This window comes from Bremerella cremea (genome assembly GCF_003335505.1).
GTDB lineage: Bacteria > Planctomycetota > Planctomycetia > Pirellulales > Pirellulaceae > Bremerella > Bremerella cremea_A.
This window is the reverse complement of record NZ_QPEX01000045.1, coordinates 640,317-656,011: the sequence shown is the minus strand read 5'-3', so window position 1 is coordinate 656,011 and position 15,695 is coordinate 640,317. Positions and strand designations below refer to the sequence as shown.

The 15,695-nt window shown below is 55.5% G+C and carries 12 protein-coding genes; 7 read left to right on the top strand and 5 right to left on the bottom strand.

Going from position 1 to position 15,695, the window contains the following annotated elements; genetic code table 11:
• Positions 1 to 14 precede the first annotated feature (14 nt).
• The 3 genes from araC to DTL42_RS23455 all read left to right on the top strand — a co-directional run bounded on the left by araC (position 15) and on the right by DTL42_RS23455 (position 3,481).
• Positions 15 to 830, top strand: a complete 816-nt coding sequence (gene araC / locus DTL42_RS23465) for an arabinose operon transcriptional regulator AraC (RefSeq protein ID WP_114372794.1) — start codon at positions 15 to 17, stop codon at positions 828 to 830.
• A 103-nt stretch (positions 831 to 933) separates the two neighbouring features.
• Positions 934 to 2,019: a hypothetical protein gene (locus tag DTL42_RS23460; protein WP_147274417.1), complete on the top strand. Its 1,086-nt coding sequence runs from the start codon at positions 934 to 936 to the stop codon at positions 2,017 to 2,019.
• Between the two features lie 109 nt (positions 2,020 to 2,128).
• Positions 2,129 to 3,481, top strand: coding sequence for a sulfatase (locus tag DTL42_RS23455; protein ID WP_114372790.1), 1,353 nt, complete (start codon positions 2,129 to 2,131; stop codon positions 3,479 to 3,481).
• 56 nt (positions 3,482 to 3,537) lie between these two features.
• On the opposite strand, the gene DTL42_RS23450 is transcribed toward DTL42_RS23455, so the two are convergent.
• Entirely contained in the window at positions 3,538 to 3,759 is a 222-nt protein-coding gene (locus tag DTL42_RS23450; protein ID WP_114372788.1) for a hypothetical protein, read from the bottom strand.
• A 200-nt stretch (positions 3,760 to 3,959) separates the two neighbouring features.
• Here DTL42_RS23450 and DTL42_RS23440 point away from each other — a divergent pair, with 200 nt between their 5' ends.
• Entirely contained in the window at positions 3,960 to 5,063 is a 1,104-nt protein-coding gene (locus tag DTL42_RS23440) for a hypothetical protein (protein WP_147274416.1), read from the top strand.
• A 52-nt stretch (positions 5,064 to 5,115) separates the two neighbouring features.
• A complete protein-coding gene (locus tag DTL42_RS23435; RefSeq protein WP_147274415.1) occupies positions 5,116 to 5,478 on the top strand; it encodes a phosphopantetheine-binding protein in 363 nt (120 codons plus the stop codon).
• A gap of 7 nt (positions 5,479 to 5,485) precedes the next feature.
• On the opposite strand, the gene DTL42_RS23430 is transcribed toward DTL42_RS23435, so the two are convergent.
• The 3 genes from DTL42_RS23430 to DTL42_RS23420 form a co-directional block, all read right to left on the bottom strand.
• Positions 5,486 to 7,912: an amidohydrolase family protein gene (locus DTL42_RS23430; protein WP_199590202.1), complete on the bottom strand. Its 2,427-nt coding sequence runs from the start codon at positions 7,910 to 7,912 to the stop codon at positions 5,486 to 5,488.
• 124 nt (positions 7,913 to 8,036) lie between these two features.
• A complete protein-coding gene (locus DTL42_RS23425) occupies positions 8,037 to 11,117 on the bottom strand; it encodes an efflux RND transporter permease subunit (protein WP_114372780.1) in 3,081 nt (1,026 codons plus the stop codon).
• A gap of 57 nt (positions 11,118 to 11,174) precedes the next feature.
• A complete protein-coding gene (locus DTL42_RS23420) occupies positions 11,175 to 12,662 on the bottom strand; it encodes an efflux RND transporter periplasmic adaptor subunit (protein WP_158545527.1) in 1,488 nt (495 codons plus the stop codon).
• Between the two features lie 321 nt (positions 12,663 to 12,983).
• On the opposite strand from DTL42_RS23420, the gene DTL42_RS23415 reads away from it, so the two are divergent.
• Complete coding sequence (locus DTL42_RS23415; RefSeq protein WP_114372776.1) at positions 12,984 to 13,865, top strand: sensor histidine kinase; 882 nt, start codon at positions 12,984 to 12,986, stop codon at positions 13,863 to 13,865.
• On the top strand, positions 13,862 to 14,542 hold the full coding sequence (locus DTL42_RS23410) for a response regulator (protein ID WP_114372774.1): 681 nt from the start codon (positions 13,862 to 13,864) through the stop codon (positions 14,540 to 14,542). Before DTL42_RS23415 ends, DTL42_RS23410 begins: the two co-directional genes overlap by 4 nt.
• Here the strand turns inward: DTL42_RS23410 and DTL42_RS23405 are convergent.
• Positions 14,536 to 15,540, bottom strand: coding sequence for a hypothetical protein (locus DTL42_RS23405; RefSeq protein ID WP_114372771.1), 1,005 nt, complete (start codon positions 15,538 to 15,540; stop codon positions 14,536 to 14,538). The two genes, DTL42_RS23410 and DTL42_RS23405, sit on opposite strands and share 7 nt — an antisense overlap.
• Positions 15,541 to 15,695: the final 155 nt, after the last annotated feature.

The window sequence follows — 15,695 nt, the reverse complement described above, 5'->3', positions numbered from 1 at the left end:
TGTACAATCCTGCTATGCCAACCAATCCTTCCACCAAACGAAAACGTTATTTGGCCGCTGGTCACTTCCATGAGGGACCTGGCTATCGTGTCGAACGGCCTGCGGGTTGTCACGATTGGCTTTTGATCTATACCGTTTCTGGTAAAGGACTTTTTAGCGACACGCAGGGCAGCTTTCTGGCCGCTGCCCACGATGTTATTTTGATTCCGCCACACGTACCGCACCATTACGAAGTTGCCCCAGAGGCAAACCATTGGGAGCTACTATGGGCACACTTCCTGCCAATCTCGCAGTGGCGTACCTGGCTCAAATGGCCAACCCTAACGCCCGGCTGGGGGCATGTACGTTTAGAAAACGATGCCGTCTGCAAGCAATTGATTGGCCGTATGGAAGAGGTCGTCCAATTCACGGCCGGTTATCGACCGCACCGCGAACCGCTGGCCCTGAATGCTTTAGAAGCGGTGCTGATCGGTTGTCACGAACAAGTCGTGCACGAACGGGGAGAAGGAATCGACCCACGAATTGGCGATGTGCTTGATCATATCTGTCGCCATCTAGAACAACCGCTCCGTATCGAAGACTTGGCTCGGCAATGTCATCTTTCACCTTCTCGCTTTGCCCACTTGTTCCGGCAACAGATGGAAATGACTCCGGTTCAGTTCATCGAGCAACAGCGGATCGAACGAGCCTGTGAAATGCTGGAGCATACGGGCTATCCGATCACGGCTATTGCCCAGCAGGTTGGTTTCGAGAACGCATTTTATTTTTCGCGTAGGTTCAAACGGGCCAAGGGGATAAGCCCACGTGCTTATCGTCGGCAAGCAGTGTAGTGGCTGCCCGCTTCAGGAAAAAAATTCCCAAAACCATTTCTCGCACGGCTTCGTCCTACAGGTAGCGGCCTTCTCGTTTTTGCAGCTTTGCCTAACCACTACCATGCCTACATTTCAATTTTGGATGATCCTAGCGTTTGCTTTTTTGCTAGGTACATCGTTGGGTTGTCAGGGAAACAGCCAACCTTCCTGCCATGTGCCGGCCGAACAGCTTTTGCTGCGGGCTTCAGGAGCTTGCTTAGCAACGATCGTTAAATTGGAAGAACACGATGACCGGCCATTCGATGGCGAACATTGGTTGGAAGCTTGGCTAGAAGTGGAACAAGGCACCGGCGAAATTCCACAATCGTTGTACTTGATGATCGAGCTTGGTGGTAAAAGGCCTGCCGAGCTGCGCCAGCAACAAGAGGAGAACCTGCAGACGATGGTTTTGCGGCACGATTCCTTAAAGGTTGGCGAACGACATTGGTTCGTGTTTTCTTCGGTTGAAGATCTTGCCAAGTACCCTTCTGGGATTGTTGGCTGGTGGCGATATGACGACCGCAATGTTCCGAATGAAATTGTCGCGGCGATCGACCACGATAGTTTCGCCGACCATCCGCAATGGGACGAGCAAAGAGACGTTATCTACACGTGGTGGCAGAACGGCGATAAATTGAATGTCCGCGTTCGCGAGGCTGGCTCCACCGCTGCAAGTAGTTTTTTGTTCGGCAAGACATTTCTCGGGCAGGGCCTTTCCTTGACGCTTGCTCACGCCCCCTTTCGCTACGAAATCGAGCCTCTTTCCTCTCCGCAAGCCTGCCACGTGCAAGTAGAAATGATCGAAACCTTGCCGTCTGAGAACGAATTTGATTTACCAGCAGGGAATTATCACTTTCTGAAAGCTTACGATCTGGATACCGGAAAATTGGCGACCATTTCAATCTCTTCCACCGACAACATTCCGCTGAGGCAGGCGTTTCGCCAATACGATCTCGCCCGTGGAGAGCCCACCGTGGCGATTGATTACCAACGGATGGATACCGGCGGAATCGCAGTTGGCAGCGACTCGCCACAATGGTATCGGCGCATCATAAGAAAGTACGAAGCCGGTAAGCTGAAGAGCGAAGAGACCTTCCGCCATCTTCACATCAAAACAGGTCTAGAGCATAGCGATAGCCTTTCTGATTGGGGGCCGGTAAGCCAGTGAAAAAACAAAATTCCCCACTTGGTTTGCGGCAGCCTTCTTTTGAGCTATCGTGAGAGCACCCCATCGCTCCACCCACGTCGCCAACTCTTCGGTAGGAGAAGGTCTCTGCATGGTTCGCCTGATCGTTTGTTTTGTGATTGCTTGTTGTGCTGGTGGAATAGGCCTTTCTGCCGAAGCCGCGCCACCTCATATTGTCTTGATCATGGCCGACGACATGGGGTGGCAAGATCTCCATTGTCAGGGGAACGAGCGATTGCGTACGCCGCATCTCGATCGCTTAGCCGAGCAAGGGGTTCGCTTCACCAATGCCTACGCGGCTGCGCCCGTTTGTTCCCCCACGCGGGGTGCGTTAATCACCGGACTAGCCCCCGCGCGGTTACATATCACACAGCATGGAGCCGACGAACCTTCTTTTTGGCCGAAAAATCGTGTTGTGCAACCGCCCACCACACAACATGAACTTGCCCACGAAACGACCACGCTGGCCGAACGCCTGAAGCAAGCAGGCTATGCCACGGGGTTCTTTGGGAAGTGGCACTTAGGGAGCGATCCGAAGTTCTGGCCAACGGAACATGGGTTCGATGTCAATCTGGGGGGCTGCGGCTACGGAGGACCACCTACCTACTTCGATCCTTACCGCATCCCTTCGCTGCCGCCACGAAAGCCAGGCGAATATCTGACCGACCGCTTAGCGGACGAGGCGATTGATTTCTTACGGCGCGAGAAAGACAAGCCGATGCTGGTTTGCCTGTGGACTTACAACCCGCACTATCCGTTTGAAGCCCCGCCAGAGTTGACGGCTCATTACGAAGGGCAGGTTGGCCCCGGCTTAAAGAACCCGATTTATGGGGGCCAAATCGAAGCAACCGATCGTGCCATCGGACGCGTGCTGAAAGAACTAGACAACCTGAAGATTGCTGACCAGACGCTCGTCCTTTTCACCAGCGACAACGGCGGCTGGTCTGGGGCAACCGATAATCGTCCTCTGAAAGAAGGCAAAGGATATCTTTACGAAGGAGGTCTCCGCGTTCCGTTAATCCTCCGCTGGCCAGGCGTAACTCAGGCCGCCACCGTGAACCACACACCGGTGATTAGCATGGATTTGACGGCTACCATTCTCGACGCTGCTGGCAGTGAACTTGGCCAGGAGGAAACGCTCGACGGAGAGAGTTTGCGTCCTTTATTCACCGGCGACAAATTAAACCGAGAAGCCCTTTACTTCCACTATCCCCACTTCGCCTTTCACCAAGCCAACCGACCAGGCTCGGCCATTCGTCGCGATCAATACAAGCTGATCTGGAACTACGACGACGACTCGTGCGAACTGTACGATTTAAGCAGCGACCTCTCTGAGCAAAATGACTTGGCTCAAATCAAACCACAAGTCGCCGACGATTTGAAGCGTTTACTGGCCACCTGGCTGCACGAGGTCGAGGCCGGTATTCCGACGAAACTGCCATAGTTTACCATCGGAACTACCGGCCTCTTGGTCGACCAGCGAGCAGATCGGTCAGGCAACTAGCGTTGCGGAGCCGCCGTCGGCGGCTTGTCGCTCGACCCCTCAGCCCGCGCCGGTTTGCCGGGGGCAAATCGGTTGCAGCCGCCGTTTCCGGTAATGCGGATTTGGAACGGTTGTAGTTTATTGTCGATACAATACCCGACGGTTTGGTCGGCAATGGTCGCATCAGGCTCGATTTGCCACCACTTACAATCTTTACAAAGGCCCCACGAATCGCTCATTGCTCGTCTCCTCTTGGGTTACCTAGAATTTGGTTGCCTAAAAGTCAGCAAGGAAAGGAATCGAGAAGTGCATTTCCTGTGCCGATTAGCTGCTGTTCAGCCATTTTCTCGCCATTGAAGAAGGGCTGGTTCTCTAACCGCCAGAAAATTTCTTCCCTTGTTTGGACAACACGTTGCGTAGGCCAGCGAAATAAAAACGCTTGCCAAGTGAACACAATCTCGGGATAACCAATCCCGATCATTACTTCACGACTTTGCAGGTTCGCTTGAGTTCGACAACGGCCTGCCAGCAAAACGACATTTGCATTCCAGCTCTTAATTCCATGTCCGACACGTTCCAACAACTGGCCGGCGAACTCGATGCTTATACCGAGTCTGTCTTACCTCCGCTTCAGCGCACGAAGCCGGCGACTGGTCACGATATAAAGCGTTCGGTCTGGGACTTGATGTTGCAAATCGACACGATGATGCTTTCGGTCGTTGGTCGCTTACGGACGTTAGATGCCTCGCTGGAAAACGAGCAACGCAAGCTCACGCCCAGTGCCAAAGCTCGCATGCCTCAAGCTCCGCGAGTCGAACTAGGGGACATCAATCTACGGGTTTCTTACCCCCTGCGGCGACGTCGCCCGACGTGGCAAGCGATGGGCCGCCGACTTTCGCGCGTGATCGAGAAGGTCAAGCAGAAAGAAAAGCGTGCTCGTCAACAATGGGAAAAGAAGCAGCGTTACCTAAAGCAGCGCCTAGCCGACGATCATCAGAAATGGTGGCGAATCCCTCGGCCAACTGCTCGGTCCCGCCCTCGTTCTCAAGGCAATTCTAAGCGTTACGTGCCGCCAGCGAGTACCGACCTGGGCATCGGTCCCGCGGTCAACCTTGGTGTGGGCAAACAAGTAACGCCCATCGCCAAGCCTGTTTCTAGTACCGCAGAACACTTACCCGTTGCCTTCGAACCGGCACGAAACGAGCAGCCGATTGCCGCAAACAAAAGGCATCGCCAGCCGCGACCGTGTTGTCGGCTGGCGCGTGCCAAATGTTGTCAGCGGCGTTTGACTTGCTCGGCTGGTGCCCCGCGACACGGCCAGCGAGGGCTTTGTTGGTCAGTGGCAGCCAGTATGTTTTCTGGCAACCCCATGGTTTTACGGCTGCTGGGCACGCGATGTTCAGCCAAGCGGAAACCGAACGCTCGTCTTTGGGGTACACAAATTTCGGCTTGGCGAAAGGGCAGCAAAAGTCATCCGGCCAGGGCCCCAGGCACCTTTTTCTGGAATCGAGGGCCTCCTACGATGTATCCTAAGAAACGCTAGCTTGCTATTCGACATCAAGTGCGGAACAACCAAAATTTGTGGAGGCGTCGGCATGACGATTTCGTCCCGTACCCCAGAAGGCCAGCCAGGCTGTTGCCCGGTTTGTCAGGCCAGGGTGGTGATTGAACCGTCAGTCCTGACCGGCGATGCACCATGTCCTGCTTGCGGGCACTTGTTGTGGTTCGTTCAGACGGCAGAGCAAACGCATTGCTTCGAGGCAGAAAGTTCTACTGCAAAGCGACAACGTGTCTTCGACTTGATCGCTCAGCAGCTTGGTGTCGTGCCAGAACGCTTGATCAATTCGCCTGAAATGCTGCGCGATATTGAGGCCGATTCGCTCGATATGGTCGAACTGAGCATGGAACTCGAAGAGGAACTCGCCGGGAATTGGACCGACGAGCCCGATGGCGTGTGAGTACGCGTTAGTTGCTCTTTTCACCTGACAACGGTGTTTTGCGGAGCGGCTTGCCTGCCAAGACGCCGGTTAAATGCCCTTCATTAATGGCAACTTCGCCGTTGACGAAGACATAGCGAATGCCTTCCGAATATTGATGCGGCTTGATGAACGTTGCCGTGTCGATAAACGATTCGGGATCCCACACGGCAATGTCGGCAGCGAGACCAGGGCGCAGATAACCGCGATCGGTCATGCCCAGAATATCGGCTGGCAAGCCGGTGCTGCTGCGGACGGCGTGGTTCAGCGGAACAACGTTCTCGCGGATCGAGTAAAGCCCGATCTTGCGCGAGAACGTGCCGTAACTGCGCGGATGGGGAACCGATGCACCAGGGATCTTGGCGCCTCCATCCGATGCGGTGGCAACCCAAGGGAACGTCATCACGTAACGGACGTCGTCTTCGTTGATGCTGTGGTTCACAATTTGTGCCCCGCCAGCGGTTTCGATTTCGAGGACCAGGTCAAACGTGCTGATTCCTTTTTCCTGAGCGATTTCATCCAAGCGACGGCCAGCCCACTGCGGGTTGGCCGAGTAGTTGGCGATTTGAATGCGGTGACCATTGTCGGTGATCTTCAGCTTGTACTGCATCGCCTCGCGAGCGCGGGCACCTTCGTCGGTGTCGGCTTGAATGCGTTTGAGCATCTCGGCCCGTCCGCCAGAACGAGCCCAGCTCGGAATGACCGTGGCACCGAGCGAAGTGCTAGACGCGGTGTAAGGATATTGATCAGCAGTAACAAGGGCACCTTTTTTCTGAGCCGCCTTGATGTTCTCGATCGCAATTCGCACCAACCCCCATGAATCTTGGCCGCTCGACTTAAAGTGAGAGATATGAACGGGAATATTTGCCCGGCGTTGAATTTCGAGAATTTCGTCCACGGCTTCCAGCAAGCCAGTTCCTTCGCCTCGCATGTGACTGGCGTAAATGCCACCTCGTTTGCCAATAACGCTGGCCAGTTCGACAAGCTCGTCCGTGTCGGCGAACGAGCCTGGCACGTAAATCAAGCCGGTCGACATCCCCCAAGCTCCTTCCGACATCGCCTTGTCGGCCAGCTCCAGCATCTTTTTCTTTTCTTCAGCGGTCGCGGGCCGATTGTTGTCTCCCATCACGCGCGAACGGAGTGAGCCTTGCGGTAAAAGATGGGCGATGTTCAAACCGATACCGCGCTCGTCGAGCTTGTCGTAATAGGCACCTGCAATGACCGGGCCAGAGCCACAATTGCCGGTGACCAGCGTGGTACAACCTTGCGTAAGGTAGTTCGCCGCCGAACGCGTTGCCGGGCGTTGAATTGGGTTGTCGCTGTGGTTGTGCAAATCAATGAACCCCGGGCTAATCGCCAGACCTTGGCAGTCGATGTCCCAAACAATTTCCCCTAGGGGAAATTCACCGACAGCGACGATCTTGTCCTCTTTAATCGCCACGTTGCCCAGCTTCGGCTCGCTTGCGTCGCCTATAAAAAGCAGGCCGCCACGCAGCAGCACATCGGCATCGACCGGACGAGACGCGGCAATCGCTTTCCGCAAGGCAGCGACGTTATCTCGCAGTTGCGCAAACGTGGTAGTCCCTTGCTGGGGCTGGGCCGGGGCTGAACCCATGATGGCATAAACCAACGTCTCGCCGTTGTCTTCGTCCCAGCCAGACAGAACTCGCGTCACTGGGGTACTGCTCAGCGAGCCTGATTTGCCGTAGCTGGTAACGCCAGGCGTTGCGCTTTCCAGCTTGAGGATCTCTTGAATTCGCTTAACCGTTTCGTCCTTCAGGCCAGCAACTTTGCCGGTGGACAATTTCGCGAGAACGGCTGCGAGCGATTGGGGCGTGGCAATATTGTCGCCGTTGGCCGTACGATTGGCCAGTTGATAGCGGTTGACGACGATCCCTTGGAACGCAGGATCACGCGCATGAATCAATTCGGTGGTCGATTTTGGTCCGCCCAGTAGCGCCGTCGCGATGTTGGTGGCGCCGTTGTAAACCCGATTCGGAGCCCCAGCGGTATGAATCATCCGATAGCCAATTTCCGCGACCGTGGCATCCCCCAAATACTTGGCGACTTCATCGCGCTGCGGCTGCGAGAAATAGCTGAACGCCGGCTGGTCTGGCTGAATGAGCTCTTTCACCCCTGCGGGAGGATGGTCGAGTTGGTCTTCATATTTGGCGAAAAGTTCCAGCAAGATCGCCACCTTGATCGCGCTGGCGGTTGGCATCTCTTGCGCTGCGTTGTGCTGGAAGAGTGTTTCGCCGTTGGGCCGCCCGATCCAAATCGCGAATTGTGTCCCCGCCGGGCTGGCGGCCAGTTGACGGTCGATTTCCTGCGGAAAATTAGGGTTTAAATCACCAGCCAGGGAAGTTGCGGCGAGCGATAGACAACAGCAAATTGGCAAAGCGAACGAACGTAGCATGGCGTATCAGGACAAATCAGGAAGGAAAAAGTTGGGGAAGACCTACCAACTTAATCAACTTTTCCTGCGGTTGCTGCCCCTGAGCGAAATGAAACCACTTCGCGGGGACGAGGCCGAGCGGCTGCTAGGCGTCCTCGTCGATCGGTAATCCTTTCGCGAACCAGGGATAAATTGCTGGTATCACGAGCGAGGTTAGGAGTGTCGAGGTGATGAGCCCGCCAATCACCACGGTGGCAAGTGGACGCTGCATTTCGGCACCGTCGCTGGTCGAAAGGGCCATCGGTAGAAATCCGAGGCTGGCCACCAGGGCAGTCATCAGCACCGGGCGAAGGCGTGCCAAAGCCGTATCGTGGCTGATTTGATCGAGCGGCATTCCGTTTTTCCGTTGATGCTCGGCGGCACTTACCCACACCAAACCATTCAGCACGGCCACACCAAACAAGGCAATGAACCCCACACCAGCAGAGATGCTGAACGGCATCTCACGAAGCGCCAGGGCAATGATCCCGCCTGAGGCCGCCATCGGCACGGCCAGAAAAATCAGCAACGCCAATCGCACCGAGCCCAAGCTGGTATGCAACAACAACAGAATCACCAACAACACAATCGGTGTAATCAAAGCCAGACGTCGGCTGGCCGATTGCAGGTTCTCGAAGTCACCACCCCACACAATTTCGTAGCCCGCCGGCAGGTCGATTTCCTTGGCGATGGTTGCCTGGGCTTCGTTGACGAACGAGGCGACGTCACGCCCACGCACATTCGCCGAGACAAACGTACGGCGGCGAATCGCTTCGTGCTCGATACTAGGGGGTGTTTCCTCCAGTTTGATTTCCGCAAGCTCCTTTAACGGAATCGGCTGCCCGCCAGCTTCTGCGACAGGAAGTTGTTCCAAGAGAGAAAGGTTTTCACGCCATTGAGTAGGAATCCGCACGAGAATCGGGAACCTGGCCCGGCCATCGAAAATTTGCCCCACCGGCAAGCCGCCGATAGACGAGATCACATCCAACACGCTTTGAGCATCAACCCCGTAGCGGGCCAGCTTGTCGGGGAGGGTCGTGATGTTGATGGTCGACAAGTTGGCCTGGTAGTCGGCTTTGACGTCGACCGCCCCTGGGATTTTCCGTAGAGCTGCTTCGATTTGTTTTCCTTTGGTCGCCAAGATATTCAGGTCGTCACCGTACAGCAGCACTGCCACGTCGGCTTTCACGCCCGCTACCAGTTCGTCGACCCGCATTTCAATCGGCTGGGTGAAGCCGAAGGCAACGCCTGGGACATTGTTGTTGAGGACTTCCGACATTTCATTAATCAGTTCATCCCGCGTCTTCTCTTCCGGCCAGTCGTGCGGTGGTTTCAGCAGCACCCAGACATCGGTTTGATGAACGCCCATCACGTCGTTGGCGATTTCAGGACGCCCTGTCTTGCAGAAGACCGTTTTCACTTCAGGAAACTTGAGCAATGTCTTTTCGATTTGGGTCGACATGGCGATCGAACCTTCCAGGGTCGCACTGGGCAAGCGGACTGCTTCCACAAGCAAGTCCCCTTCATTCAGACGTGGCATGAATTCCGCCCCGAGATTCAGGCCAATCGGAATGCTCAATGCAAACACTGCCAAGGCGATCGCCACCGTCGTCCCCGAATAATGTATCGCTCGTCGTACGATGGGTTCGTAGAAAAACTTGATCCAACGCACCAGGAACACTTCTTTGTCTTCCATCTTCTTCGGCAGCATCAGCGAGGCCATGGCCGGCATGAAGGTGAGCGACAAAACCAGCGAGCCAGCCAAGGCGAACAGCACCGTTAACGCCATCGGACGGAAGAGCTTGCCTTCGGTTCCCTGCAGCATCAAAATCGGCACGAACACAACCGAGATGATCAACTCGCCAAACATGGTCGGCTTACGAACTTCAATGGCCGCATCGCGAATGACCTGGATGTGCGATTTGCCTTCGTTGTTATGCGAGAGGCGGTGCATGCAGTTCTCGATCATGATCACCGAGCTATCCACAATCAGCCCGAAGTCGATTGCTCCCAAACTCATTAAGCTGGCCGTCACGCCGGTGGTGTACATGATGTTGGTGGCAAACAACATCGAAAGGGGAATCGCCAACGCCACCACAATCCCCGCACGGAGGCTACCGAGCATGAACAGCAGCACCACAATCACCAGCAAGCCACCTTCGGTCAGGTTGGTTAGCACCGTTTTCAGCGTGCGGCCAATCAGCGCGGCACGATCGTACGTTACTTCCAGCCACACCCCTTCCGGCAAGGTGGGTTCGATCTCGGCCAGGCGTTCCTTGACGCGCTGCACGACTTCTCGCGAGTTCTCGCCGATCAGCATCATCACCAGCCCGGTCACCGCTTCGCCCCGCCCGTCGCGGGTTACGGCCCCTTGCCGGGTCATGGGCGCGACTTCGACCTCGGCAACATCGCCCACCAGGATCGGCGTGCCGTCCGCTTCCCGCCGCAAGACGATCGCCCGAATGTCGTCTTCGTCTTCCAAAAGGGAAGAGCCACGCACGAAACGTTGCTCGCCGTAGTGAACCACATAGCCGCCGCCAGCGGTGGAGTTGTTGTTTTGCAGGCGAGCAAACAAGGTGTCCAACGTAATCCCGTAGCTGGTCATCCGATCGGGATCGGGACGGACTTCAAATGTTTTGTAGAAACCGCCATGCGAGTTGATTTCCGTCACGCCAGAGACTTCCCGCAGTTTGGGGGCGATCTCCCATTCCAGCATCGTTCGCAAGGCCATCGGCGAATGGTGTTTGCTGCGAACCTCGAACTGCAGAATCTCTCCCAAGGCGGTCGTCAGCGGACCAAGCGTGGGCGTGCCGTAGCCTGGCGGAATATTCGTGGCCGCTTCGCTCAGGCGTTGACCGACCAATTGCCTGGCCCAGTAGACGTCGGTGCCTTCCTTAAACACAATCGTCACCACCGAGATGCCGAACTTCGAGACGCTCCGCAGTTCTTCCACATTGGGCAAACCGCCCATCGTGTTTTCGACCGGGTAAGTCACGTACCGTTCGACTTCAATCGGCGAAAGCGAGCCCGCATCGGTGACCACTTGGACCTGGACGTTGGTCATGTCCGGCACCGCGTCGATCGGCAGTTCGATGGCCGAATAGAAACCTGCTCCGGCCATCAGCAGCGTCAAAATGATGATCAGGCCGCGGTTCTTAAGCGAAAAATCAATCAGGTGGGTCAACATGGCAAACTCACTTGCAGCCGAAGATGGGGCAGGGGAACGATCGAATTTCGCGGGCGATTACTCCGCCTCACCTTCCAAAAGCCATTCCGACTTCAGTAGGAACGCACCTTTCTGGACAACTTTTTCATTGCCTTGCAAACCACTGCGGATCTCGACCCATTCGTCGGAGTGCAGCCCGGTTTCGACTTCGACGCATTGAAATTCGTATTCGCCAATTTGCACGAACACATATTCTCGGTCGTCGTGATGAACGATCGATTCTGCGCTAACCGCCAACGAGCGTTGTGGCTCGCTAATGGGCAGCGTGATGCGGGCGAACATCCCGGGCCGCAACACGCCTTCCGGATTGCTCAGCGAAGCGACGACTGGCACGCTGTTGGTATCGGGGGCGACCTCGCGACCCACATATTGCACATGACCATGAAATGTTTGGTCGACAAGGGCCGGCAGGGTGATCCGGATCTCGGTGCCAGGTTTAATCTTGATGGCCGGCCAATCGTTCTCGCGGATGCTGGCATTAACATACAGCGAGGAAGTATCGGCCAAAGTAAACAGGCTGTCGGCACCGTACACGCGTTCGTTCACAGCAAAGTGCCTGGCTTCGACGGTGCCGTCCATCGTCGCCACGACTTCCAGTTCCGAAATATGATCGCCCGATTTTTCCGCCGCAGCGTTTTGCCCTTCGCCTACCAGGGAGAGAAGCTGATCTCGCGCGATTTCGACTTGTCGCTGGGCATCGGCCAAGTCGGCCGTGGCTTGGCGTTGCGATTGCTTGGCGTCGAAGATGGCCTGATCGAGGAGGGCCTTGAATTCGGCCCGAGCGACCTCGTATTGCGATTCCCGTTCACGCAAGGTTTTGCCTGCAATCGCACCCGTTTCAGAAAGGGGCTGAATGTTTTTCAGCAGGTCTTGCGTCAGGTTCAATTTCGAGTGTGCCGGCTGCAAGACTTTGCCAAAATTCCCCAGCGAGCGATTCTTAAGTGCCGCTTCTACTTGGGCAATATCAGTATCTTCGGCCAGCAGGTGAGCGTAGTATTCCAGGTTCTTCGCGATCTCTTGGGTACGTTCGGCTTGGGCAGATACCAAATTGAACTCGGCCTGAGAACGAAGCAGTTCGGAGCGAGCCTTGCCGATTTCGGGACTGGTTACCGTTGCCAGTAGCTGCCCTTTTTTAACGTGGTCGCCTGGGTTGACTTCCACACTGCGAAGCACGCCATCGATGGGAGAGCGGACTTCGACATGACGCGTCGGATCGTAGGTGATGCGGCCAGGGACGACGTGGGAATGTTGAATCAACTCGGTCGAAACAGGAGCAATCACGAGCTGAGCGGAGCTGACTTTACCCGGCGGGAGCGTCAAGATGTCGGCGACCACTTCTTCCGAGCCTGGCTCGGTGGGGTTTTCATCGTGAGTTTCGTCGGTGGCGTTCATGTGATGCACGGCGAGCCACGCCGCCCCTAGTGCTCCTATCACAAGCACTGAAGGGACGATCTTAACGATCGTGGTAAGGATGCCTTGGCTAATTGTTGCGGTTGGCTGAGACATGCGTCTTATCCCGGCGTAACTCGGTTTCCGTGTCTGAATGATCATTCGGCCCTGTCAGGGCAGGCCGCTATGTTCGGTACTTATTCATTGTTGGTTCTCGGAATAGATCCAGCAATTCAGGAGAAGCCGTAATCTGAAGACGCTTGTAAGGGTTTCCCTGACGCGGCATTGGCAGAGCCAATTGGCTTTCGCTAGATGCGACCTCACATCGGGTTCCGCTAACAGAAAAATCGTTCGATTGATAGAATAGAAAGAGCTTCCAATTAAGAGACGTTCGATAACCGATTTGCCTCGACTTCGATCTTTAATAGGGCGTTGCCCATGACGACTCCTTCCCAGGCACGTAACTACCCGGTGCGACCGTGGCGTGTATCTTTGACGATTCTGCTGGTGGTATTTCTGGCAGAATTTGTCGTGATGCTGTTGCTGCCGGTGTTGCTCAGAGAAAGCCGTATCTCGTGGACCGATGCCATCGCCGATGCGGTTTTGTTGACGCTGATTTTGATCCCGTTTCTTTGGTTCACCACCATTAGGCCGCTACAGCGTCTGGCCTTGATGCGGGCCGATCTGCTCGAAACGTTTGTCTCGCTGCAAGAGGAAGAACGGCGGCGGATCGCATTTGACTTGCACGACGAGATCGGTCAATCGCTGACTTCCGTGATGATGGGCCTGCGAACGATTGGTGGTCATCCTGATGGTGTCAGCGATCCGCAGCGATTGAACGATTTGCGAAACATTGTCAACCACGCGGTGCACGAAGTTCGCCGAATAGCCAATGGCCTGCGTCCGGCGGCGCTCGATCATTTGGGGTTGGAAGGGGCGCTAGAAAGAATGGCCGAAGACCTGCGGCAGATCCACGATTTGGATGTCGATTTAACGTTGGATGTCAGCGACTATGCGGTGCTTTCCGTGCCGGTGCAAACCGCCGTCTATCGAATCATTCAGGAAGCAACGACCAACGTAACGCGGCATGCGAAAGCAGATCAGGTTCGCGTGCTCGTCGCCAATCGTAGCTCGGAACTGTTATTGGAAATTGAAGACAACGGCGCCGGCTTGTCCAACGCAGCAGGCACGCCAGAGTCGAGCGGCTTAGGGCTGACCAGCATCTCGCAACGTGCTTCGTTGTTGGGAGGGCAGCTCGTGATCCTTTCGCCGCCAGGTGGCGGAACTCTTCTGCGTGTGAAATTGCCGGTGCGACAATGAGTGAAAACAAGAAAATTCGATTGGTGATCGCCGACGATCACTCGGTGTTTCGTGCCGGCTTGAAACTGCTGTTGCAGATGAACGACGACATGGAAGTGGTGGGCGAAGTCGCCGATACGGCTGGGATTTTGGAAGAAGTCCAGCGGCAGCAGCCAGACGTGTTGATTCTCGATCTGACGATGCCAGGCGGAAGCACGCTTCCCTACATCGAAACGCTCCGACGCGATGTACCGGGGACGCGGATCATTGTGCTGTCGATGCACGACGATCTGGGCCTGGTCCGCGCAGCGTTGGCCAGCGGAGCCAGTGGATACGTGGTGAAAGCAGCGGCAGATACCGAAGTGGCGGCTGCCATTCGCGCAGTGGCCAGCGGGAAGATCTTCGTCGATCTCGATCTCGACCCCAGCCAAGTTGGCACGCTGCTGGTGGCCGAGAAGGAAACGTCGACCGACGACAAAAAAGGACCGCTGAAAAGTTTAAGTGCCCGCGAAAAGACCGTCTTCTTACAGTTGGCGAAAGGGTACACCAATCAGGAAATCGCCGACGAATTGGATCTGAGCGTGAAAACGGTCGAGACCTATCGCGGACGCATTGGCGTCAAGCTCGGCCTGCGGAGCCGAGCTGATTTCGTCCGTTTCGCGGTTGAGTTGGGACTGATGGGCCCCGGAAATTACTGAGGTTCGTTGGTCTGCGCTGGCTGCTTGCGTGGCAAGACCTTTTTCATTTCATCAAGCACCCACGGATCGGGAACGTCCTTCGCGCCGAGTACCAGCAGCATGAAGTTATCGGCCAACGCTTCTTCAGGGTGAATCACATAGCGGGTGTTGCTTCCGATTTGCTGCATGTAGTCTGGCACTTCTCGTGGCGAAAGAAGCTGCGGGCGGCCTTCGACGAGCTTGGCAGTGAACTTGCCGTCTTGTTCCTGTAGCACCATCAACTTGAAATCAAGATTGGCAAACAAACCGCCAGGGCTATATTCGGCAGAGCGAGTCAAGATGACCGGCACGACAGGCGTTTTTTCGCCATCGATGTCTAAGAAAAGGACATGCTCGTTGTGCGTGGCATCTGGGTTGGTGATTCGCTGCGGCTTGAGCCCAGGGGGAAGTTCGATTTCGTCGCTGGGCTGAAAGTGAATGATCTTATACAACTTGTCACGCAGTTCCGGGTTGTGGCTGCTGAGAACATGGAATAGTTCGTGCGCCAAAATCCCAGTTGCTCGGTTCGGATCGGCAAAGAAAGCATCTGGCAAAACGATACTCGCTTCGCGACAGTGCGGGGCGTTCCCTTCGACTTCTTCCGAAACACGAATCAAGTGAATCTGTGGCGGGAAAGGCAGGTCGTAACCTTGCAGCCGCTCGCGAACACGTTGGGTGGCTTCGACGACAAACTTGATATCTTGTGGCTGCCAATCTTCCACGCCAGCTTGCAGGCTTTCGATGTAGGCTTGCTTGGTAACTGGCTTTTCGCTTTGCAGGCGAACTTGCATTTCCAAGTCGCCAACCCGGTCGAGGAAGTCATCTTCCTTGCCAATCAGCGCTTTCCCTTTGGAGGCAGGTTCAAAGATAAGCGAGGTCTTTTCGCTCAAGCGGACCGACGGTGGTTCTTGGGCGTTGGCCCAAGAGAGGTTGGCCAGTAACAACCAACCGGTCAGAAAAATGGTAAACGATCGTGCCATCGTATGCTCCGTGGTCATGCTTGCTGAGAAAACAACCATTCTAAGCAAGCCAAACTAGATAACGATACCACTTTCAAAACTTTGTCGGGGCCCGTCATCAAGGCGAACGGTAGAATCACAGAAGCGGTGACATTCTGAGGGGAAAGGAAAAAAGA